This is a genomic window from Xanthomonas sp. MLO165 (genome assembly GCF_018831305.1).
GTDB lineage: Bacteria > Pseudomonadota > Gammaproteobacteria > Xanthomonadales > Xanthomonadaceae > Xanthomonas > Xanthomonas arboricola.
Genome location: NZ_CP029263.1, coordinates 1,899,052 through 1,919,971 on the forward strand (window position 1 = coordinate 1,899,052; position 20,920 = coordinate 1,919,971).

General features: G+C 67.0%; 19 protein-coding genes. 4 read left to right on the forward strand and 15 right to left on the reverse strand.

What is annotated here, in order from left to right; genetic code table 11:
- Positions 1-202 precede the first annotated feature (202 nt).
- The gene (locus tag DGN21_RS08275; protein ID WP_184429161.1) at positions 203-769 is read left to right on the forward strand and encodes an aminotransferase class I/II-fold pyridoxal phosphate-dependent enzyme; all 567 of its coding nucleotides are present in this window, start codon (positions 203-205) and stop codon (positions 767-769) included.
- A 10-nt stretch (positions 770-779) separates the two neighbouring features.
- Here DGN21_RS08275 and DGN21_RS08280 read toward each other — a convergent pair whose 3' ends face one another.
- The 4 genes from DGN21_RS08280 to DGN21_RS08295 form a co-directional block, all read right to left on the reverse strand.
- Complete coding sequence (locus tag DGN21_RS08280; protein WP_126965633.1) at positions 780-1,196, reverse strand: hypothetical protein; 417 nt, start codon at positions 1,194-1,196, stop codon at positions 780-782.
- Positions 1,197-1,369: 173 nt separating this feature from the next.
- Complete coding sequence (locus DGN21_RS08285) at positions 1,370-3,481, reverse strand: methyl-accepting chemotaxis protein (protein WP_054592772.1); 2,112 nt, start codon at positions 3,479-3,481, stop codon at positions 1,370-1,372.
- A 415-nt stretch (positions 3,482-3,896) separates the two neighbouring features.
- Positions 3,897-5,081: an FAD-dependent monooxygenase gene (locus DGN21_RS08290; protein ID WP_126965634.1), complete on the reverse strand. Its 1,185-nt coding sequence runs from the start codon at positions 5,079-5,081 to the stop codon at positions 3,897-3,899.
- Positions 5,082-5,118: 37 nt separating this feature from the next.
- The gene (locus tag DGN21_RS08295; protein ID WP_102580913.1) at positions 5,119-5,583 is read right to left on the reverse strand and encodes a MarR family winged helix-turn-helix transcriptional regulator; all 465 of its coding nucleotides are present in this window, start codon (positions 5,581-5,583) and stop codon (positions 5,119-5,121) included.
- Positions 5,584-5,994: 411 nt separating this feature from the next.
- On the opposite strand from DGN21_RS08295, the gene DGN21_RS08300 reads away from it, so the two are divergent.
- Complete coding sequence (locus tag DGN21_RS08300) at positions 5,995-8,853, forward strand: PAS domain-containing protein (RefSeq protein WP_126965635.1); 2,859 nt, start codon at positions 5,995-5,997, stop codon at positions 8,851-8,853.
- 40 nt (positions 8,854-8,893) lie between these two features.
- Here DGN21_RS08300 and DGN21_RS08305 read toward each other — a convergent pair whose 3' ends face one another.
- Positions 8,894-9,238: a response regulator gene (locus tag DGN21_RS08305; RefSeq protein ID WP_102252252.1), complete on the reverse strand. Its 345-nt coding sequence runs from the start codon at positions 9,236-9,238 to the stop codon at positions 8,894-8,896.
- Positions 9,239-9,475: 237 nt separating this feature from the next.
- Between DGN21_RS08305 and DGN21_RS08310 the strand changes: the two genes are divergently transcribed.
- Together DGN21_RS08310 and DGN21_RS08315 are read left to right on the forward strand one after the other, a co-directional pair.
- Entirely contained in the window at positions 9,476-10,990 is a 1,515-nt protein-coding gene (locus DGN21_RS08310; RefSeq protein ID WP_024940164.1) for an ATPase domain-containing protein, read from the forward strand.
- Positions 10,977-13,049 carry a PAS domain-containing sensor histidine kinase gene (locus DGN21_RS08315; protein WP_126965636.1) on the forward strand — a complete coding sequence of 691 codons (2,073 nt, stop codon included), beginning with the start codon at positions 10,977-10,979 and terminating at the stop codon, positions 13,047-13,049. The genes DGN21_RS08310 and DGN21_RS08315 overlap by 14 nt, the downstream gene beginning before the upstream one ends.
- A gap of 96 nt (positions 13,050-13,145) precedes the next feature.
- Here the strand turns inward: DGN21_RS08315 and DGN21_RS08320 are convergent, their stop codons facing one another.
- The 10 genes from DGN21_RS08320 to DGN21_RS08365 all read right to left on the reverse strand — a co-directional run bounded on the left by DGN21_RS08320 (position 13,146) and on the right by DGN21_RS08365 (position 20,908).
- The gene (locus DGN21_RS08320; RefSeq protein ID WP_164738879.1) at positions 13,146-13,862 is read right to left on the reverse strand and encodes a tetratricopeptide repeat protein; all 717 of its coding nucleotides are present in this window, start codon (positions 13,860-13,862) and stop codon (positions 13,146-13,148) included.
- The gene (locus DGN21_RS08325) at positions 13,856-14,338 is read right to left on the reverse strand and encodes a cytochrome c-type biogenesis protein (protein WP_047125549.1); all 483 of its coding nucleotides are present in this window, start codon (positions 14,336-14,338) and stop codon (positions 13,856-13,858) included. The genes DGN21_RS08320 and DGN21_RS08325 overlap by 7 nt, the downstream gene beginning before the upstream one ends.
- Positions 14,338-14,880 (reverse strand): DsbE family thiol:disulfide interchange protein, encoded by a 543-nt coding sequence (locus DGN21_RS08330; protein WP_065049065.1) that lies wholly within the window; start codon positions 14,878-14,880, stop codon positions 14,338-14,340. The genes DGN21_RS08325 and DGN21_RS08330 overlap by 1 nt, the downstream gene beginning before the upstream one ends.
- Positions 14,877-16,865 carry a heme lyase CcmF/NrfE family subunit gene (locus tag DGN21_RS08335; protein ID WP_126965638.1) on the reverse strand — a complete coding sequence of 663 codons (1,989 nt, stop codon included), beginning with the start codon at positions 16,863-16,865 and terminating at the stop codon, positions 14,877-14,879. Before DGN21_RS08335 ends, DGN21_RS08330 begins: the two co-directional genes overlap by 4 nt.
- Before the next feature lie 62 nt (positions 16,866-16,927).
- The gene (gene ccmE, locus DGN21_RS08340) at positions 16,928-17,398 is read right to left on the reverse strand and encodes a cytochrome c maturation protein CcmE (protein ID WP_126965639.1); all 471 of its coding nucleotides are present in this window, start codon (positions 17,396-17,398) and stop codon (positions 16,928-16,930) included.
- Positions 17,395-17,604: a heme exporter protein CcmD gene (ccmD, locus tag DGN21_RS08345; protein WP_024940343.1), complete on the reverse strand. Its 210-nt coding sequence runs from the start codon at positions 17,602-17,604 to the stop codon at positions 17,395-17,397. The genes ccmE and ccmD overlap by 4 nt, the downstream gene beginning before the upstream one ends.
- On the reverse strand, positions 17,601-18,359 hold the full coding sequence (gene ccmC / locus DGN21_RS08350) for a heme ABC transporter permease CcmC (protein ID WP_024940344.1): 759 nt from the start codon (positions 18,357-18,359) through the stop codon (positions 17,601-17,603). Before ccmC ends, ccmD begins: the two co-directional genes overlap by 4 nt.
- Before the next feature lie 10 nt (positions 18,360-18,369).
- Positions 18,370-19,680: a S8 family serine peptidase gene (locus DGN21_RS08355; RefSeq protein ID WP_104552731.1), complete on the reverse strand. Its 1,311-nt coding sequence runs from the start codon at positions 19,678-19,680 to the stop codon at positions 18,370-18,372.
- Positions 19,677-20,330 carry a zf-HC2 domain-containing protein gene (locus DGN21_RS08360; RefSeq protein WP_054592783.1) on the reverse strand — a complete coding sequence of 218 codons (654 nt, stop codon included), beginning with the start codon at positions 20,328-20,330 and terminating at the stop codon, positions 19,677-19,679. Before DGN21_RS08360 ends, DGN21_RS08355 begins: the two co-directional genes overlap by 4 nt.
- The gene (locus DGN21_RS08365; protein ID WP_016902094.1) at positions 20,327-20,908 is read right to left on the reverse strand and encodes a sigma-70 family RNA polymerase sigma factor; all 582 of its coding nucleotides are present in this window, start codon (positions 20,906-20,908) and stop codon (positions 20,327-20,329) included. Before DGN21_RS08365 ends, DGN21_RS08360 begins: the two co-directional genes overlap by 4 nt.
- Positions 20,909-20,920: the final 12 nt, after the last annotated feature.

Below are 20,920 nucleotides of genomic sequence, written 5' to 3' on the forward strand. Positions count from 1 at the left end.
GTCAGTGGCAGCAAGCAGCCGTTGATCGGAGGGCAAACCCGCTGATGCTGCCGTTGCACCAATGAGGCCGCAGAACAGGGATGAGCGGCGAGCAATGTTCGGGTGCCCGGCGGAACTTCAGCCGCATCTTGTGCGACAACGCCTACTTTAGGAGACTGATGTCCCGGCTGGATGGGGCAAGAATTGAAGATTCGAGTAGGGCATGAGTGACAGGGGGCAGCGCGAGCCGGATACGGGGTCTTTCAGCAAGGTGCTTTTCCCTGGTCTACGCCTGGCCTATCTGGTCGTCCCCAAGGCAAAGACCGAACGTTTCACCGATGCAGCCGGGCAGCTTGGCGGCGTGGGATCCTTCGTGTCACAGGCCACGGTCGCCGAGTTCATGGAGCAAGGGCACTTCTCCCGTCACTTGCGCAGGATGCGCGTGCTCTACAGTCAGCGGCGCAGCTATTTGGTCGATGCGCTCAGCGATATCTTTGGCTCCCGCATGGCGATCCAGCCCCAGGCAGGCGGACTCCAGGTGTTGGCCTACCCCAGCACCGGGCAAAGCGATGCGCTGCTGGCGCAGGCCGCCCAAGCACACGGACTGCCACTCCAGGCATTGAGCAGGTGGCGAATGCGCCCCTCATCGTCGGGCGGTTTGCTGATGGGATTCTCAGGCTTTGCAACGCGAGAACAAGCGTATGCCTCGGTTCAACGGCTACGAGCAGCACTGGATGACGTGTGGGCGCCTGCAGGGCATCGCGTCCGTGCTGCATCGCCCCGGGCCTGAAGCACTTTGATCAACGCCCACCCTGAAAGCGGAAGGTGAAGCGCATGTTCGACGCGGCGGCCGTTGCCGAGTCTGCTGGTGGGGCAGTGGCGTCGACCAACGTCAACTGGCCATCGGCCACAGCCACCGGAACGCCAAGCGTGAGATCGATCTGTTTGGACCAGCCGCCGCCGAGCACGGTTGCCCTGACGATCAGCCGGCCCGCCACGACGCACTGCACCTCGGCCGGGCAACGGCTGTCTTCGATGACGCGGTCGGGACGTACCTTGGGGCCATCGACCGCCGCGATTTCTCCCAGCCGCACCGGGCCTTCGATGGGCTGGCTGGTGATGGACCCAGCTGCCGCGCACGCGGCAAGCCAGGCGACCAGAAGCGTTGCAAGCATCAGCGTGCGGAAGGGGCGGAGGCGTTCCATTGCGGCAATCATGCCCGTGTGTTGTGGAGATGCAAGCTGATGTCTTCGGTGCGCTGTGCGGATGTAGCGACCACATCAATGCGATGCAGCGTCACTTCGCCGTGACGCGCTCGCGCAAGTGCGCAGCATTGCGCGAGCGCAGGCAGCAACACGGCCAGTCACTAAGGATCGCACTACCCGGCCGGTCAGATCACCGAGGCATTGACCTTGAACACCTCGACCGCCTGCGTCAGCTGGGTCGAATGCGCTTCCAGCGAACGGGCTGCCGTGCTCGCGGCTTCGACCAGGCTGACGTTCTGCTGGGTGGTTTCGTCCATCTGGGCGATGGTCAGGTTGACCTGTTCGATGCCGCCGGCCTGTTCTTGCGAGGCGGCGGAGATGTGGCCCATGATGTCGGTGACATGCTGGACGCTGGTGACGACCTCGCCCATGGTGGTGCCGGCCTTGTGCACCAGCGTTGCACCGTCGGCGACGCGCTGCACGGAGTCGTCGATCAGGCGTTTGATCTCCTTGGCGGCGTCCGATGAGCGGTGCGAGAGAGTGCGCACTTCCGAGGCCACCACGGCAAAACCGCGGCCTTGTTCGCCGGCGCGTGCGGCCTCGACGGCGGCATTGAGCGCGAGGATGTTGGTCTGGAAGGCGATGCCGTCGATGACCGAGATGATGTCGGCGATGCGCCTGGACGAGGCTTCGATGCCGGACATCTGTTCGATGACCTGGCCAACCACGTCGCGTCCCTCCGAGGCGATGGCGGCGGCGCCCAGCGCGAGCTGATTGGCACGGCCGGCGTGCTCGGCATTCTGCTTGACGGTGGAGGTCAGCTCTTCCATCGAGGCGGCGGTTTCTTCCAGGCTGGCGGCCTGTTGTTCGCTGCGGCGGGACAGTTCCTGGTTGCCGCTGGCGATGTCTTCGGCGGCAAAACCGATGCTGTTGGAGGTGGTCTGGATATGCGTGACGATGTCGGTGAGGCGATGCACGGTGCTGTTGGCATCGTCGCGCATGGAGGCGAACACGCCGTGGAAGTTGCCGGTCATGCGCACGGTCAGGTCGCCATCGGCGATGCACCGCAGCAGGTCGGAAAACCTGGCCAGGTTGGTGTCGGAGGTGGCCATCATGGTGTTGAGGTTTTCGACCATCAGGCGGAAGTCGTGCTCGAACTTCTCAGGCTGGCCGCGCAACGCGAAGTTGCCGGCGCAGGCAGCCTGGGTGAGCTGCTGGATCTGCGCGTTGATGGCGCGCAGGTTCTGTTTGACCTGCTGCATGGTGGCGGTGATGGCGGCCTTTTCGCCGGGGTATTGCTCGATTTCGGGAGCCAGGTCGCCGATGGCGTAGCTGCCCATGACCTCGGTCATGCGCAGCTGGGTCTGCACGTGCGCATGCACCAGGGCGTTGGTGTCCTGCACCATGTGCCCGTATTCGCCGGGGAACTGCTGGGCGTCGGTGCGGTAGCTGATCTCGCCGGCATCGTGGCGGGCCGCCATGTTGCGTTGGGCGGAGATCACATCCTGCAGGCGGCGCTGCATCTGTTGCATGGCGCGCAGCAACTGGCCGGATTCGTCCTTGCTGGTGGGCAGGTCCTGGCTGCGCAGGTCGCCGTCGTTGATGCGCTCGGCCAACCGCAGCGATTGGCGCAAGGGCAGCACCACGCTGCGGGTCAGCAACCACGCAATGGTGGCGCCCAGCAGCAAGGCGATGACGGTGGAGACCACCATCAGCATTGCAAAGCCGCGCGCGGTGGTCACCGCGTCCTTGGCGGCCGCGCGGTTCTTGGCTTCCTGCAGGTCGATGAAGGCGTTGATGCTGGCCAGCCAGGCGACGAAAGCAGGGCGCGCCTGCTGCAGCAGGCGTTGTTCGGCATGCGGCTTGTCGGCGCCATCGCGGAACGCGCGCACCTGCGCGATCAACGGCATGGTGCGCTGCTCGATGGCCTTGATCCGCTGGAGGATGGCCTTTTCTTCCGCGTCCGTGGAGGCCGCGATCATGTCGTCCAGTGGCTTGGCGGAGCGGGCGTAGTCCGCGGCGAGCTTGTCGATCGATTGCTCTGCCGTGTGCCGCTCTGCCGGGTCGTCCAGCAGCACGACATCGCGCAGGGCGATCGCGCGGTCGTGCACGCTGCCGCGGAAATTGATCGCATAGCGTTGCTTGACGCTGTTCACTTCGTTGATGGCGGTGAGCTGCTGGTCGATGCTGCGTACGCGCTGGATGCCGACGACGGTGAGGATCACCATCAGGACAATGATCGCGAGGAAGCCGAGGGCCAGGCGCTGACCGATGCGCAGATTCGAAAGCAGGGACATAGGGAGTTTGATCGGTGATCCGGCGAGCGGAAGAGCGGGGGAGAATCCCAGCAACAGCTGGGAGGCGATGCGCCCGGGACACCGATGGGGTCGGCAGCGTTGCCGCTGCACGAAGGATGTCTCGACCTGTTCGTTAGCGGCCTGCGTCAGCGGAAATGAAACCGCCGGCGGTGGCAGGATTCATCCACGGTTGGCTTCGCAATGCCGTCAGCCATGGCGATCAGAACGCAAGCCAGCGGTCGCGGCCCCAGCGCAGCGCTTTGGTACCGGTCAGCGCCGGGGGGCAGAAGCGGATTCAGGCGCGGCAAGTGACCGAGGCGTGGAGACGGCCGCGGCGCCGGTGCTGCGGCCGATGGCAGGCGTCGATCGGCATGCATCGTGCCGCCACCGCAGCACGGCCGCCATCCAGGCGGCCTCAGTCATAGCGCGACAGATCCGGCGCCTTCATCGACGGCGTCATCAGCTTGGCGGCAATGTTCTGGACGCTGGGCTGGCTGGCGAATTTCAGTGCGCCGTGCAGCAGCTGGATGCCGAGCCGGCTGTGCGGATTCATCAGGCGCGGGCCGATCTTCGGCACGCCCTGGCCCTGTTCCACCATCGGCCGCATGGCGTCGGCGTAGGCGGTGAGGGCCTGTTCCAGTGTCGCGGCACGTGCGATCTCGTTGGCCAGCACGTAGCCGCCGGTGACCGCAAGAGTGGCGCCGATGCCGGCCAGCGGGGTTGCGCACCAGGCGGCGTCGCCGGTCAGCACGACGCGGCCGGCGTGCCAGCGCGGCATGCGCACCTGCCGCAAGGCATCGAAGTAGAAATCGTCGGTGGTGTCCATGCCGTCCAGTACCCGCGCAGCCTGCCAGCCGGCGTCGGCGAAGCGTTCGCGCAGATAGGCCTTCTGGGTTGCCAGGTCCCAGTCCTGCTCGCCCTCGGGGGCTTTCTGCAGCGACAGCATCGCGCGTGTGGTGCCGTGCTGGTCCGGGCGCAACGAGATGCTGCGCCCGCCGGTGGTGTGATACCAACGCCACAGGCGGTCGTCGTCGGCGGTGCGTGCGATGGTGAAGTAGGCAATGGTCAGATCCATCCAGCGCGGGTCGTTCTCGCCGGGAAACACCAGCTCGCGTGTGGCCGAGCCGACGCCTTCGGCGACGATGACGGCATCGAAGTGGTCGCTGCGTCCGCTCTGGAAGCGGACGGTGGCAGCCTCGCCGTCGTCGTCGATGCTGGCGATGCGGTCGCCGAACCGGTACTCGGCCGTCTGGCGTGCGGCGTCGTAGAGCAGGCGGGCGAGATCGCCGCGCAGGATTTCCAGTTCTGCGGTCGGGCCATCGCCATCGATGTCGTCGGTCGTGAAGGTCGCCACCGCATGGCCGTGGTCGTCGACCCAGGCAGTACCTTCCTCGCCGGTGCCATGATCGAGTGCGGCCTGCTCCAGGCCCATGCGCTGCAGGACCTCGCGGCCGACCCCGCGCACGTCGATGTTCTGGCCGCCATCGCGAAACTGCGCGGCCTGCTCGACGACGCTGACGTCGAATCCCTGCCGGGCGAGCGCCCAGGCCACGGTGTTGCCGGCGACGCTTGCGCCGGTGATGAGGATGCGACGCGGCATGACAGATCACCCGAAAGAAGAAATATCAGAAGTGATATTACATGCCCTGGTCGCGCTGCTCCAGGTTGGCGATCAGGCGCTGCATGAACGCGACAGTCTGCTGCGCCTCCTCGGGGGAGAAGTCCTTCAGCGCATCGGCATTGAGATCGATCAGTATCTTGCCGCCGATCTCGGCGATCTTGCGCCCGCGCGGCGTGAGCGAGACCACTGCGGCGCGGCGGTCCTGCGGCGCCGGGGCGCGCTCGATCAGCTGCAGGCCCTCCAGCTTGTCCAGCAGGGCCACCATTGCCGGCTGCTTCACCGCCGAGTCGATCACCAGGTCGCGTTGCAGCATCGGCCCTTTCCAGGACAGCAGCATGATCGGCCCGAGCAGTGCCAGCGACATGCCATGCGGGCGCAGTTGCGCATCCACCAGACGGTTGAAGACCCGTGCAGCATGGTTGGCCAGATACCCCGGGGCCACCGCAGCCAGCGGGTGAATGAGTGCATCGCGATCCTGCATTTGCGTCATCGTGCCACGCCGTTGGGCCATTTCGCGATTTTATCCGGGCACGCGCACCACCGGGCATCGCCGGCGCGCCGCGGCGCGGCATCCATGCCGGTTGCCGCGGCAGCGCGCCATGGTGGGCCCGGCGCGCAGTCGGCAGGCATCGTCACCTGAGTGTTGTAACGTAGGCGGGCGCTGCACGCCTTGCAGGGCGCCACCGGCAACGCCGGATGGCGTTGGCAGGTGCGGCCGGCATCTCGGCCCGTTCCGTTCCTGCCTGCCGGCGCTGCGCGGCGTTTGATCCTGGTTCTTCTTCAATGGTTCGTCAAAGATGCTTGTTTGGGTGATTGGTAAGCCGTCCGCGCACCGCGTTGCGTATTGTCCGCATGACGACTGCCGCTGGGCGGCAGCGCGCCTGGGCACCACGTGAGCGCGCCGTTTCCGTATGGCGACAGCGCCATGGCGCAGGCCGTGCGCGCCTACGACTGGGCCGCAACACCGCTGGGGCCGACCACGCAGTGGCCGTCGCCGCTGCGCAATGCGGTCAGCCTGATGCTCAGCTCGCCGGAAAGCATGTATGTGGTGTGGGGCGATGCGCTGACCTTTTTCTACAACGATGCCTATACGCCGATCCTTGGGCCGCGGCAGCCGCATGCGCTGGGTGCGCCGCTGCGGGAATTGTGGGCCGATGCCTGGGAGGCGGTACGTGCGCCGATCGAGGCCGCGTTCGCGGGGCGCGCCTCGCGCTTCGAGGAAGTGCCGATCGGCATGAACCGCTACGGCACGCCGGAAGACACCTGGTGGACATTCTCGTTCTCGCCGATCTATCTGGACGATGGGCGTGTGGGCGGCGCGTTCTGCGTCACCAACGAAGTCACCGACCGCAAGGTGGCGCAAAACCGGCTTGCCGATGAGCACGAGCGGCTGATCCGGTTGTTCGAGCAGGCGCCGATGTTCATGGCGTTTCTGAGCGGTCCGCAGCATCGGGTGGAGTTCGCCAACCCGTGCTATTCGCGATTGATCGGGCACCGCGACGTGATCGGCAAGCCGCTGGCCGAGGCCCTGCCGGATCTGGTCGAGCAGGGGCATCTGCATCGCCTGGACGAGGTGTACCAGTCCGGGCGCGCCTATGCGGCCAATGCGCTGGCCTACAACGTGCAGGCCGAGCCGGGCGGCCCGGTGGAGCGACGCCTGCTGGATCTGGTCTACCAGCCGATCGCCGGTGCCGATGGCACCGTCTCCGGCATCTTCGTGCAGGGCCTGGACATCACCGACCGCATCGGCCTGGAACGCGCGGTGCGCGAGGCGGAAGTGCGCAACCGGCAGATCCTGGACAGCGTGATGGACTACGCGATCATCGCCACCGACCTGCACGGCCTGGTCACGTCCTGGAACGAGGGCGCGCAGCGCATTCTGGGCTGGAGCGAGGCCGACATGCTGGGCCAGACCCTGGAGCGCACCTTCACCCCGGAAGATGTGGAGCGCCGGCAGATCCTGATCGAGGCGGCGGCGGCGCTGGAAAGTGGCAGCGGCATGGACGAGCGCTGGCATGTGCGCAAGTCCGGCCAGCGTTTCTGGGCGAACGGGTCGCTGATGGTGCTGCGCGACGAAACCGGTGCGGCGATCGGATTTGTCAAGGTGTTGCGCGACCGCACCGCCGAGCGGCTGGCCAGCGAAGCCCTGCGCGAGAGCGAGCGTCGGCTGGATGCGCTGGTGCGCGCGTCCTCGCAGTCGATCTTCTCGGCCAGCGCCGACTGGCGCGAGCTTCGCCAACTGGTTGGCGAGGGGGCGCTGAGCGATGCGCTCTCGGCAAGCTTGAACTGGCAGCAGGAGATGGTGCACCCGGACGATCGCGCGCGGCTGGCCGAGGCCATTGCGCATTCGATCGTCAACAAGACCGGGCTGGACGTGGAATACCGCGTGCTGGATGCCAATCAGCGGATGGGCTGGACCCTGATGCGCGCGATCCCCTTGCTGGACGAGGGCGAGCAGATCGTGGAGTGGTTCGGCACCGCGGCCGACATCACCGACAAGCGGCTGGCCGAGCAGCAGCTGCGCCAGCTGACCGAAACGCTGGAAGAGCGCGTGCGCGAACGCAGCGCGGCGCTGCTGCTGGCCGAGGAAAAGCTGCGCCAGAGCCAGAAGATGGAGGCGGTCGGCCAGCTGACCGGCGGGCTGGCGCACGACTTCAACAATCTGCTGACGGCGATCAGCGTCGGTCTGGAGCTGTTGCAGACGCGCATCGAACAGGGCAAGTACGACCGCCTGGAGCGCTATGTGGAAATGGCGCAGTCCAGCGCCGCGCGCGCCACCGCACTGACCCAGCGGCTGCTGGCGTTTTCGCGCCGGCAGACCCTGGCGCCCACCGCGCTGGAGGTACAGGCGCTGGTGCAGGGCATGCACGACATCATCGCGCGCACGCTGGGGCCTTCGATCGCCTTGCAGCTGCGCCCTGCAGCCGACCCGTGGAAAGTGCTGGTGGATGCGCCGCAGCTGGAAAACGCGCTATTGAACCTGTGCATCAACGCGCGCGACGCGATGCCCGATGGCGGCGAGCTCACCATCGCCGTCGCCAACCGGGTGCTGGACGCCGGCGCCGCCCAGCAGCTGGACCTGCCGATCGGCGAGTACGTGTGCCTGAGCGTGCAGGACACCGGCACCGGCATGAGCGCCGACGTGATGTCCAAGGTGTTCGAGCCGTTCTTCACCACCAAGCCGATCGGGCAGGGCACCGGTCTGGGCTTGTCGATGATCTACGGATTCACCCGCCAGTCCGGCGGCCACGTGCGCATCGATTCGGAGGTGGGCGTCGGCACGACCATGGCGCTGTACCTGCCGCGCTTCGATGGCGTGCTGGCGCAGGACGAGGCAGTGCCGGCGACCGAGCAACCGCTGCGCTCGACCGCGCCAAGCTGCACGGTACTGCTGGTGGAAGACGAAACCGCGATCCGCGTGCTGATGTCCGAAGTGCTGAGCGAAGCGGGCTACCGCGTCATCGAGACCGCCGAAGGCAGCGCCGCAGTGGAGCGGCTGCGCTCGCAGGAGACGATCGATCTGCTGGTGACCGACGTCGGGCTGACCGGTGGATTGAACGGACGTCAGGTCGCCGACGCGGGGCGGCAGTCGCGGCCGACGCTGCCGGTGCTGTTCGTCACCGGCTACGCGGCAACCGCGGCGGTGGGCGCCGGGCAATTGGAGGACGGCATGGAGGTGCTGACCAAGCCGTTTCTGGCCGTGGACCTGGAACGTCGCGTGGCGCAGTTGCTGGAACGCAAATCGCACTGAGGCCTGCGTGCAGGCTTGGCGATGATTCGGTCGGGGTTGCTTACAGCGCGGTCTGCACGATGCCCAGCAGGTCGCGCAACGAAAACGGCTTGGTCAACAGACGCATGCCGGTATCGAGAAAATCCGCACGCTTGGCGATGGACCCGGCATAGCCGGTCATGAACACGATGGGCAGGGCGGGATACAGACGGCGCGCATTGTCGGCGAGGTCGCGCCCGTTCATACCGGGCAGGCAGATATCGGAGAGCAGCAGATCGAACGGACGCGCCTGGTTGAGCTGCTCCAGCGCCTGCTCGGCGTCTGGCGACACGATGACCTGGTAGCCCTCGTCACCCAGGATATCTGCGGTCATCGCACGAATGGCATCGTCGTCTTCGACCAGCAAGATACGGGCGTTACATGATGCGTGGTTCACCGCAGTCCTCGAGCGATCGCAACCATGCGATGCACTTCAGGTGCAACGCTAGGCCCACGCGCGTGACGAACGTGTCGGAACTGTCATAAAGCGCGGCGCAGGTCACAGCACGCTACCGATATCGCGGGGGCTCAGCTCGCGCCAAGCAAGCTGATCGATTCAGTGGTGCGCAGCGGGCAGTGATGCGCCCGTGATAAATTTAAGCCTATGGGAAATCTGAAGCCGATGATCGCAAACCGCATTACGACTGGTACGACGGGGCTTGACACCATCCTGCGCGGCGGCCTGCCGCCCAATCGCCTGTACCTGCTGGAGGGCCAGCCGGGCTCGGGCAAGACCACCGCATCGCTGCAGTTCCTGCTCGATGGCGCTGCCAAGGGCGAGAGCTGCCTGTACGTGACCTTGTCGGAAACCATCGACGAGCTCAACGAAGTGGCCGCCTCGCACAACTGGTCGCTGGAGGCGCTGCATATCTTCGAGCTGGCATCGGCCGAAGCGTTTCTGGGCGATGGACGCCAGCAGTCCATCCTGCATCCGTGGGAAATGGAGCTGGACGGCACCATCAAGCTGATCCAGGCCGAGGTGGACCGGGTCAAGCCGACGCGTGTGGTGTTCGACTCGTTGTCCGAGTTGCGCCTGCTGGCGCAGGATTCGCTGCGCTACCGGCGTCAGGTGTTGGCGCTCAAGCAGTTCTTTGCGCCGCGCAACATCACCGTGTTCCTGGTCGATGACCTCACCGGCGAGAACGGCGAACGCGATGCGCATCTGCACAGCCTGTGCCATGGGGTGATTTCGCTGGAACGCATGACGCTGGATTTCGGCGCGGCGCGGCGGCGCATGCAGGTGCAGAAGTTGCGCGGCGTGGATTTCATCGCCGGCTACCACGACATCACCATCACCACCGGCGGCATGCGGATCTTTCCGCGGCTGATCGCCTCCGATCACCATGTGCCGTTCATCGGCGATGCGGTGTCCAGTGGCGTGGCGCGTGTCGATGCGCTGCTGCACGGGGGGCCGCTGCGCGGCACCAGCACCCTGCTCACCGGGCCTGCCGGTTCGGGCAAGACCAATATCGCGCTGCAGTATGTGACCGCCGCCTGCGAGCGCGGCGAGCATTGCTGCATTCTGGAGTTCGACGAGCGCACCGGCACTTTGCTGACGCGGGCCGAGAGCCTGGGCATGGATCTGCGCAAGTATCTGGACGCGGGCCTGCTGGAACTGCATCAGATGGACCCGGCCGAGCTGACCCCGGGCGAGTTCGCCTGGGCGGTGCGCGCCAGTGTGGAACAGCGCAACTGCCGCGTGCTGGTGATCGACAGCCTCAACGGCTATCTCACCTCGATGCCGCAGGAAAAGCAGCTGATGCTGCAGATGCACGAGCTGCTGTCCTACCTCAACCAGAGCGGCGTGACCACGTTCCTGGTCAATCCGCAGCACGGCCTGGTCGGCACCATGTCCACCGGCAACCTCAACATCTCCTACATGGCCGACACCGTCATCCTGTTCCGCTTCTTCGAGGCGCAGGGGCGCATCCGTAAGGCCGTGTCGGTGATCAAGAACCGCAGCGGCGCGCATGAGGATTCGATCCGCGAGTTGCGCATCGGGACGGGCGGTATCCATCTGAGCGAGCCGCTGGAGAAATTCCACGGCGTGCTGACCGGTACTCCGCATTTCGTTGGGGACGACACGCCGTTGCTGGATCGTCCACTTGACTACCTGTGACCCGGATGGGTCCATCGTCCACGTCATCGCGCCGTTCGGCCGCGATGCGGAGAGCATTGCCGGCATCGTCGGTCAGCGCGGACTGACGCGCCGGGTGTACGGGTCGCTGGCTGCGCTGGCGGACGACCTGCTCGATGCCTCCGGCGTGGTGGTGTTGACCGAGGAAGCGGTGGGCGGGGATCTGCGTCAGTTCTCGCATGCCCTGCAGAGCCAGGCCGCCTGGTCGGATATTCCGTTCGTGCTGCTGCGTGCGCCGCGCGGCAGCCACAACGGGCGCCAGGCCACGCTGCCGGCGGAAGTGACCAACGTCATCGAATTGGAACGGCCGCTGAGCTCGCCGTCGTTGTTGAGCGCGATCTCCACTGCGTTGCGCTCGCGCCAGAAGCAGTTCGTGATTCGCGACCAGATGGCGCAGTTGGCCGAAAGCAAGACGGCCCTGATGTCGAGCGAGGCCGAGCTGCGTCGCGTCACCGACGCACTGCCGGTGCTGATTGCCTTCATCGACAAGGATCTGGTGTACCGCTTCGCCAACCGCTCGTATGAAGACTGGATCGGCATCCCGCCTGCCGAGGTGATCGGGCGGTCCATGGTGGATGTGGTGGGACCGGCGATGGTGCAGCAGCGCCGCGCCTGGATCGAGGCCGCACTGGCCGGGCAGGCGTTGACGGTGGAGGCCAGTTGGCCGCACACCGACGGACGCCGGCGCGATGCGGAGATCCGCTACATGCCGCGCCTGGATGCGGACGGCCAGGTGGACGGCTTTCATGTGTTTGCCACCGACATCACTGCGCGCGCGCTGGCGCTGGAATCGATCCAGCAGCAGGCCAGCCTGCTCGAGGTCAAGGTGGCCGAACGCACCGCCGAGCTGCAGCAGCAGATGCTGGCACGCGAGTCCAGCGAAGCGGCATTGCGCCAGGCGCAGAAGATGGAAGCGGTAGGCCAGCTCACCGGCGGCATCGCACACGACTTCAACAACATGCTGACCGGCATCCTGTCGGCGCTGGATCTGGCGCGCCTGCGCATCGACCAGGGCCGCACCGAAGGGCTGGGCCGCTTTCTGGATGTGGCGTCGGCCTCGGCCCTGCGCGCGGCCGCACTGACGCAACGGCTGCTGGCGTTCTCGCGACGGCAATCGCTGGAAGCGCGGCATCTGCATCTGAACGACCTGGTGGTATCGCTGCAGGAATTGCTGGCGCGCACGCTGGGCGAATCGGTGCATCTGGAAACCGATCTGCAGGCCGACCTGCCGCAGGCGTATGTCGACGAAAACCAGCTGGAAAGCGCGCTGCTCAATCTGGCGATCAATGCCCGCGACGCCATGCCCGACGGCGGGCAGTTGCGCATCGCCACCCGGCAGTTGCAGGTCCAAGCGCAGCCGCTGGAACTCGGGCGCGGGGTGACGCTGGCGCCGGGCAATTACGTGGTGGTGTCGGTGACCGACAGCGGCGCGGGTATGCCGGCCGACGTGCTGGAGCGTGTGTTCGAACCGTTCTACACCACCAAGCCGATCGGGCAGGGCACCGGCCTGGGCATGTCGATGATCTACGGCTTCATGCAGCAGTCCAACGGGCAGGTGTGGGTGGAGTCCGAGCTGGGCAAGGGCACCACGGTGAGCCTGTATCTGCCCGCCGGTCTCCATCCGCAGGCGCTGTCGCCGCAACCGCAAGCCGGTGCCGTGGTGTCCGGACGCGGCCAGCAGGTGCTGGTGGTGGAAGATGACGAACAGGTGCGGCTGCTGGTCACCGAACTGCTCAATGAGTTGGGCTATGAAGCCGATGTGGTGGCCGACGCCGATGCGGCGCTGCCGATCCTGGCTTCGCAACGGCGCATCGATCTGCTGGTGACCGACGTGGGCCTGCCCGGGCTCAACGGGCGCCAGTTGGCGGAGATCGCGCGGCAGTCGCGGCGGGATCTGCCGGTGATCTTCATGACCGGCTATGCGGAAACCGCGCGCGATCGCGGCGAGTTTCTTGCCGACGGCATGAGCATGATCGCCAAGCCGTTTACGCTGGGCGAGTTCAGCGGAAAGCTGCACGAGGTGTTGGGGCCGTCGGCCTGATCGGGGTGCGCGGTCAATCGCGCCTGACACTACGACGGTGCTGCCATCGGCTGGTGTGGTGGTGTCCTTGAAGGCGGGTGCAGTCCAAGGTTGGCGTCAGGGCGCTGCGCGCCCGGATTGCCGCGCGCTGGCCAGCGACTCGGCCACGGCGATCTTGTCGGCCACCGCCTTCTGCATCGGCGAGCCGGCGTCGAGCAAGCCATGCAGATGCCGCCAGTGCTCGCTGGCAGCGCGGTAGTCCTGCTGCTGAAAGTCGCTGATGCCCAGCAGCCACAGGCCGCGCTGATGGTCCGGCTCGCGTGCGACCACCTGTTGCAGGCGGCTGCGTGAGTTGGCGTCGATGGCGAAATCGCTGCGCGTGGCCATGTCCGCGGCCACCCAGCCGACGATGGCGGCGCTGAGATCCGGCGCGATTTTGAGCGCTTGCGCATAGGCCTCACGCGCATCGGCGGGGCGGTTGTCCTGCTCGTGGGTCCTGGCTTGCTGCATCCACGACTCCAGCGCCTGCTCCTGCGCAGCGTCGGCGTTAGCCTCTGCGGCCCGGGCTTGCTCACCCGCGGCGGCGGCAGGCGCGTCTGCCGGTTGCGGCGGCGGCTGTGCCGTCGCGTAGACACGCCGTGCGATCGCGTCCGGCGCGCCGACCAGCCGATACAAGCCGGCCGTGGCGATCGGCAAGCCGAGCACCAGCACAATCGGCAGGCTGTAGCGTGCATTGCCCTTGCGCGCGGGCTGGCGCAGCAACGGCGCCAGTATCAACAGCAAGGCGACGACCACCAGCGCGGCGCTTGCGATATAGAAACCGGTCATCACCATTCTTCCTCCGGTTGCGGCGCCACCGGCGTACCGGCGCGCGCACGTTTGCGCACGGTATGGATCACCACGCCCGCACCGGCACCCAGCAGCAGCAACGGACCGAACCACAGCAGCCAGGTGCCGCGCTTGACCGGCGGGTCGTACAGCACGAAGTCCGAATAGCGATCGACCATGTACTGCTTGATCTGCGCATCGCTCCTGCCGGCCTGCAACTGCGCGAACACCTGGTGGCGCAGATCGCGCGCGAGCTCGGCATTGGAGTCGGCCAGGTTCTCGTTCTGGCACACCAGGCAGCGCAACTGCGCGGTCAGGCGCTGATAACGCGCTTCGTCGCTGCGGTTCTTGAAAGGCAGCGGGTCCACCGCCTGCGCCGCCAGCGGCGGCGCAAGCAGCACGCCCAGCAGCAGCACCAGCAGCAGACGCAGTTGCCGGCCGTGCATGCGCCGGTACCAGCGCCAAACCCAGCGCGCCGCCATCAGCGCGTGCCCCCGGGCAGTGCGGCGATGGCGGGCAGCAGCTCGTCGTTGATGACCGCGGGCGTGAGCACGCCGATGTGCTTGTAGCGGATCACGCCTTGCGCATCGATCAGGAAACTCTCCGGCGCACCGTAGACACCGAAATCGATCGCGGTCTGGCCGGCTTCGTCGGCAATCACCAACGCATACGGATTGCCGTACTGCGCAAGCCAGGCCGTGGCGTCGGCAGGCGCGTCCTTGTAGTTGTAGCCGATCAACGCCACCCCGAGCCGGCTGGCCTGCGCCATCAGCACCGGATGTTCGTGCACGCATTCGGCGCACCAGCTGCCGAAGACATTGAGGACGTAAGGCTTGCCCAGCAGCTGATCGCGGCTGACGCGTTGCTCGGGCCGATCCAGCCGCGGCAGCGAGAACGCCGGTGCCGGCTTGCCGATCAACGGCGAGGGCACATCGCGCGGGTTGTGCTGCATCGTCCAGTAAATGCCGAAGCCGAACAGCGCCGCCAGCAACAGAAAACCCAGCAAGGGCAGCAGACGGTTCATGCGTGCGATTCCTGCGCAGTGACACTGGTGCCGTGTGCCGGTGCCGTGGCCGCCGTCGTGGCGAGCGCCGGCGCACGGAACCGGCGGGCACAGGCGCTGACGAAGCCGCCCAGCATCATCAGCAGGCCGCCGGCCCAGATCCAGCGGATGAAGGGTTTGTAGTACAGCCGCAACGTCCAGTCGTATTCGATGTGCTGATCGTCCAGCGGCTCGCCGAGGGCGACATACAGATCGCGGGTGATACCGGGGTCGATCGCCGATTCGGTCTGGATGCGCTCGCTGCTGTACAGGCGTTTTTGCGGATGCAGTTGCGCGACCAACTGGCCATCGCGGCTGACCTGCACGCTGCCTTGTTCGGCCTTCCAGTTCGGCCCGTCGATCAGTTGCACGCCGTCGAAGCGGAAGGCGTAACCGGCGATCTCGGCGGTCTGCCCGGGCGACAGACGCACGTCGCGTTCGACCGACAGGCTTTCCGACACCAGCACGCCGGCCACGAACACCGCCACGCCCGCATGCGCGAGCAGCATGCCGGCCATTTCCGCCGGAAACCGCCGGCCGCGCGGCATCTCGCGCCAGCGCTTGTACATGTACAGCGCGGTGCCGGCCGCCACCCATGCGGCGACGCCGATGCCGGCGATCGCCCTGGGCTGGCCCTCGGCAAACAGGCTGCCGACCAGCGCACAGGCGACCGCGGCGATGCCGGCGCGCGTGCCCAGTGCCTGCAACGGCGCCGCCTCGGCCTTGCCCCAGCGCAGGTACGGGCCGAACGGCAGCAACAGCATCACCGGCAACATCAGCAGCGGGAACAGCAAGCCGAAGTAGGGCGGCCCCACCGACACCTTGCCCAGGCCGAAGGCATCGGCCACCAGCGGAAACAAGGTGCCCAGCAGCACCATCGCCGCCGCCACGGTGAGCAGCAGGTTGCCGATCAGGATGGCGGTCTCGCGCGAGGCGGCGGCGAACGGTTTGCCGCTGGCGATCCGGGGCGCGCGCAGCGCGTACAGCAGCAACGAGCCGCCGACCACCGCGATTAAAAAGATCAGGATGTACAGGCCGCGGCGCGGATCGGCGGCGAAGGCGTGCACCGAGGTCAGCACGCCCGAGCGCACCAGGAAGGTGCCCAGCAACGACAGCGAGAACGCCAGGATCGACAGCAGGATGGTCCAGGCGCGCAGGCTGCCGCGTTTTTCGGTGACCGCCTGGGTGTGGATCAGCGCGGTGCCGACCAGCCACGGCATGAAGCTGGCGTTTTCCACCGGGTCCCAGAACCACCAGCCGCCCCAGCCCAGTTCCGCGTACGCCCACCAGCTGCCGGCGACGATACCGGCGGTGAGGCAGGCCCAGGCCACATTGGTCCACGGCCGCGCCCAGCGCACCCAGGCCTGCTCCAGTTCGCCACCCAGCAAGGCCGCCACCGCGAACGCAAACGCCACCGAGAAGCCGACATAGCCGGTGTACAGCACCGGCGGGTGGAAGGTCATGCCCGGGTCCTGCAGCACCGGATTGAGTTCGTTACCATCCAGCGGAATCGGCGACAGCCGCGCGAACGGATTGGAGGTCAGCAGGATGAAGGCCAGAAAGCCCACCGACACCAGCCCCAGCACCGCCAGCACGCGCGCGGCAAAATGCTGCGGCAGATGCCGGCTGAAGGCGGCCAGCAACAGCGTCCAGCTCGACAGGATTGCGATCCACAGCAGCAACGAGCCTTCGTGCGCGCCCCACACCGCGGCAAAGCGGTAGTACCAGGGCAGGGCGATGTTGGCGTTGTCGGCGACATAGCGCACCGAAAAATCCAGCGACAGCAGCGACCAGGCGAGCAGGCCGAACGCCATCCACACGAACAGCGCCTGACCGACCGCGGCAGGCCGCGCAACGCCCATCAACGCGCCACTGCCGCGCCAGGCGCCGATCAGCGGCAGTACGCCCTGGGCAAGCGAAAGCAGTAACGCCAGGATCAGGGCGATCTGGCCGAGTTCAGGTGTCATGGGCGAATCGCATCGTGCAGCGAAGAGGCATCATTGAGGGAAGGAACAAGCTGCGCGCCGCATCAGCGCGGCGCAGGCAGCGGCACCGCGGCGGCGGGAATCGGCTTGCCGACATGGCCTTCGGCCATCGCGTCCTTCAGTTCCTTCGGCATATAGGTTTCGTCGTGCTTGGCCAGCACTTCGTTGGCGACGAAGCGCCCGCTTTGCATGCGCCCGTTGGCGATCACCGACTGGTTGTCGCGGAACAGGTCGGGAAGAATGCCGGTGTACTCGACCTGCGTCGCGGCATGCCTGTCGATCACGGTGAAGTGGACGGTGAGACTGTCGGTGGCGCGCTGGATCGAGCCGGCCTTGACCATGCCGCCGAGGCGGAATTGCCGGTAGCCGGCCGCCTCGCCGGCATGCACCTGGCTGGGCGTGAACAGGTAGCTCATGTTCCGCTGCAGCGCGAGCACGATCAGCGTGACCGCCAATGCCGCAGCGGCGAGTGCGCCGATCACCAGCCACAGGCGTTGCTTGCGGGTGGCGTTCATGGGGCGTCACGCTCCAGCGGCGCTGTTGCCGACAGCTCGCGCGTGCGCCGCGGCGTTTGCCGTTGCAGCTGGCCGCGCAGCTCGCGCGGCAGGCGGCGGCGACGCAACCATGGCGATGCCAGGTCGGCCAGCAGCACCAGCACGAACAGCGCGTATGCGGTCCACACGTATTGCCCGTAACCGCCCATCGCCAGCAGGGTCGTCATGCGGTGCGCTCCGTCAGCACGATGCGGCGCGCCCAGTCCTTGCCGCTTTCCAGGGCGAGCAGGTCCACGCGCACGCGGCCGAACAGGCTGGCCAGGTAATAGCACTTGGTCGCCAGCATCATCGTCAGCAGCGGCCACAGCATGTCCGCGCTCATCGTGGAGGGGCCGAGCAGGCGCACGGTAGAGCCCTGGTGCAGCGTGTTCCACCACACCACCGAGTAATGCACGATCGGCAGATTCACCAGGCCCACCAATGCCAGCAAGCCGGCCGCACGCATCGCCTGGCGGCGGTCTTCCACCGCGTGGTACAGGCCGAGCACGCCCAGATACAGGAACAGCAGCAGCAACTCGGAGGTCAGCCGCGCATCCCAGGTCCACCAGGTGCCCCACATCGGCTTGCCCCACAGCGAGCCGGTGCACAAGGTGATGAAGGTGAAGGCCGCGCCGATCGGCGCCGAGGCCATGGTCACCACCTCGGCCAGCTTGATCCGCCAGACCAGTGCGATGAACGCGGATACGCCCATCGCCGCGTAGATGAACAGGCTCATCCAGGCGCTGGGTACGTGGATGAAGATGATGCGGTAGGCATCGTGCTGCTGGTAATCCGGCGGCGCCAGCACCAGCCCGCCGTAGGCGGCCACCGCACCAAGCAACAGCGCCAGGCCCAATGCCCACGGACGCACGCGTCCGGCCACGCGATAGAAGGTCGGCGGCGAGCTCAGTCTGTGCAGCCACAAGGGAATCCACTTGGCCATGCCGGTGTCGTCAGTTGGAATGTCTGGCGGGAGGCGCCAGCGCCTGCACGGCGGCACCGGCGTTGACCTGCAACTGGCCGTCGGAGAGCTTGCTGGTGCGCTGCATCAGCTCGCGCAATGCGGTGGCGTCCAGCGACGGCGACAGCGACAACAGCAACGCGACCACGCCGCTGACATGCGCGGTGGCCATCGACGAGCCGGAGGTGAAGTCGTAGCGGCCGTTCGGCTGGGTGGTCAGGATGTCCTTGCCGGGGGCGCTGAGCACGCCGGGCATGGCCGCGGTGGGGCTGCTGCTGCGTACCACCAGCACGCCCGGCACATCGTTGGGAAAACCGTCCAGCCGGCCGTTGGGCGGCATCGCGGCGACCACGATGCGGCCCTGCTGCACCAGGTGCTGCAGCATCTTGCTCAGCAGTGGGTCGGCCGGGCCGCCCAGGCTCAGGTTGATCACGCGCGCGGAGCTGTTGTTGATCGCCGCCAGCGCCTTGGCCAGGGTGAAGGTGTTGCAGCGTGCGGTGGCGCCGACCGTGGGCGCATACCAGCAGGCCTTGTAGATGCTCAGCATGGCCTTGGGCGCCATGCCGACGATGCCTTGATGGTTGTTGCTGCCGGCGGCGATGATGCCGGCCACCTCGGTGCCGTGCGAGTCGCTGCTGGTCATCACCGGCGAATCGTCGACCAGGTCGTGCACGTCGCGGATGCGCGCCTTCAGGTCGGCATGCGTGGTGTCCACGCCGGTGTCGACCACCGCCACCACCACGCCGCGGCCCTGGGTGACGGTCTGCGCGCTGGCCGCATCGGTGGCGATGAAGCCGCGCTGCAGATCCACATAGGGGTCGTTGTAGCCGGAGAGCGCGGTGGTCTTTTCCGATGCGTCGGCGGAAAACACCGAGAAATCCTGCACCGGTTGCACCAGCTCCACGCCGTCGTCGTCGGCCAGCGCGCTGACCAGTTCGTCGCGCGACACCCCCGGCGGCGGCTGCAGCACGGCGCAATACAGGCCCAGCGAGGTGATCGGCCAGCCGGAGACTTCGCGCAGCTTGTAGCGCTGCTTGAGTGCTTCCATGCGCACGGCGGCCTTCTGACCGGCGCCGTAATAACTGGAGGCGTAGCCGATCAGGCTGGACCCGGCGCGGGCTGGTGGTGCGCTGAGCGGGTTGGCCACCGCCAGCAGGATGTCGCGGCTGCTGTCGGGCGTGTGCGCATCGGCCGCCGGTGGCGTGCTGGCGCTGGCGGCGGCCTGCGCCGGCTCCTGCGCGGCGGCCTGCGGGCCAAGGCCGATGCAGGCGGCGATGATGCCGATGGCGAGCAGGCGCTTCATGGTGCGGACACGATCTCGGCCATGCGGATGCCCGGGTTGGCGCGCAGCTGTTGCACGGTCTGCTGCGGCTGGGCCGGCGGTTGCGGCTGGGCCGGCACCACGGTGTAGGCGCCCATCTCGTTGGGCCCGCCGATCACCTGCAACTGCTGTGCATGCAGCAGGCGGTCCCAGTCGGCCACGGTCATCTTGGCGTCCGGCACCACCCGGATGGCGCCTTGCGGCACCGGCTGGGCGGTGGCGCTGCTGAGCGTGCGGTAGTCGTGCGAGGGCGCAGGCGTGGCCAGCCTGACGCCCATGACGCCCAGGCCGATCGCCTGCACCAGCGCTGCGGCCGCCAGCGCGCGCACCGTCCAGCTACCGGAGCGGCGCGCTGCCGGTGGCGCGGGCGCGCTGGCCTGCTCCGGCGCATCCAGGCGACCGAGCAGGCGCTGCAGGCCGGCGTTGGCGTCCAGCTTCACCGCCGACGGCAGCGCCAGCGCCTGGCGCAGGCGGTTCTGCTGGGCGAACTCGGCACTGCACGAGGCGCACTTGGCCACGTGCGCGATCAGCCAGGTGTTCTCTTCCTCGGTGGCGCTGTCGAGCAGGACCGCGGGCATCAGTTCCCAGGCGTGCGAGCATTCCTTGCCAGGCGCGATGAAAAACGTCTTCATTGCATGGTCTCCGTATAGGGGGCGCCGCCGGCCAGGCCGGGCAGCACATTGCGTAATTTGACCCGCGCATGGAACAGCCGGGCCTTGATGGTGCCTACCGGGCACTGCATGATCTCGGCCACTTCTTCCAGCTTGTGGCCGACGCCGTAGACCAGTTCGATCACCAGGCGCTGGTCCGGCGACAGCCGTTCCATGCCCTTGTCGAGCCAGTCGCGCAGCTCGCGGTCGTCGTTGTCGTCGGCGCTGGGGGCGTGGTCTTCCACCACCGCGGTATCGTCGATGGCCTCGCCGTCGTGCTGGCGCAGGCATTTGAGGCCGCAGCGATAGGCGATGCCCATGATCCAGGTCGAAACCTGCGAATCGCCGCGGAAGTCGCCGGCCTTCTGCCAGGCGATCCAGAAACAGTCGTTGATGGCTTCTTCGATGATGTCCGGGCGCCGGGTCAGGCGCGACAGGAAGCGGCACAGCCGGCCGTGATAGCTGGTGTACATGGTGGACAACGCGGCGCGATCGCCCGCCGCCATGCGGCGCAGCAGCATGCGATCGGTGGCATCACCCAGGGTGTCGGAATCATTCATCGAGGCAGGCAC

Bases quoted from the DNA above. Each gene is read 5' to 3' on its own strand.
- DGN21_RS08335 (WP_126965638.1), bottom strand. From the start codon at position 16,865: ATGACACCTGAACTCGGCCAGATCGCCCTGATCCTGGCGTTACTGCTT.
- DGN21_RS08365 (WP_016902094.1), bottom strand. From the start codon at position 20,908: ATGAATGATTCCGACACCCTGGGTGATGCCACCGATCGCATGCTGCTG.
- DGN21_RS08295 (WP_102580913.1), bottom strand. From the start codon at position 5,583: ATGCAGGATCGCGATGCACTCATTCACCCGCTGGCTGCGGTGGCCCCG.
- DGN21_RS08285 (WP_054592772.1), bottom strand. From the start codon at position 3,481: ATGTCCCTGCTTTCGAATCTGCGCATCGGTCAGCGCCTGGCCCTCGGC.
- ccmE (WP_126965639.1), bottom strand. From the start codon at position 17,398: ATGAACGCCACCCGCAAGCAACGCCTGTGGCTGGTGATCGGCGCACTC.
- DGN21_RS08355 (WP_104552731.1), bottom strand. From the start codon at position 19,680: ATGAAGCGCCTGCTCGCCATCGGCATCATCGCCGCCTGCATCGGCCTT.
- DGN21_RS08360 (WP_054592783.1), bottom strand. From the start codon at position 20,330: ATGAAGACGTTTTTCATCGCGCCTGGCAAGGAATGCTCGCACGCCTGG.
- DGN21_RS08275 (WP_184429161.1), top strand. From the start codon at position 203: ATGAGTGACAGGGGGCAGCGCGAGCCGGATACGGGGTCTTTCAGCAAG.
- ccmD (WP_024940343.1), bottom strand. From the start codon at position 17,604: ATGACGACCCTGCTGGCGATGGGCGGTTACGGGCAATACGTGTGGACC.
- ccmC (WP_024940344.1), bottom strand. From the start codon at position 18,359: ATGGCCAAGTGGATTCCCTTGTGGCTGCACAGACTGAGCTCGCCGCCG.
- DGN21_RS08280 (WP_126965633.1), bottom strand. From the start codon at position 1,196: ATGATTGCCGCAATGGAACGCCTCCGCCCCTTCCGCACGCTGATGCTT.
- DGN21_RS08325 (WP_047125549.1), bottom strand. From the start codon at position 14,338: ATGGCGGCGCGCTGGGTTTGGCGCTGGTACCGGCGCATGCACGGCCGG.
- DGN21_RS08320 (WP_164738879.1), bottom strand. From the start codon at position 13,862: ATGGTGATGACCGGTTTCTATATCGCAAGCGCCGCGCTGGTGGTCGTC.
- DGN21_RS08310 (WP_024940164.1), top strand. From the start codon at position 9,476: ATGGGAAATCTGAAGCCGATGATCGCAAACCGCATTACGACTGGTACG.
- DGN21_RS08290 (WP_126965634.1), bottom strand. From the start codon at position 5,081: ATGCCGCGTCGCATCCTCATCACCGGCGCAAGCGTCGCCGGCAACACC.
- DGN21_RS08330 (WP_065049065.1), bottom strand. From the start codon at position 14,880: ATGAACCGTCTGCTGCCCTTGCTGGGTTTTCTGTTGCTGGCGGCGCTG.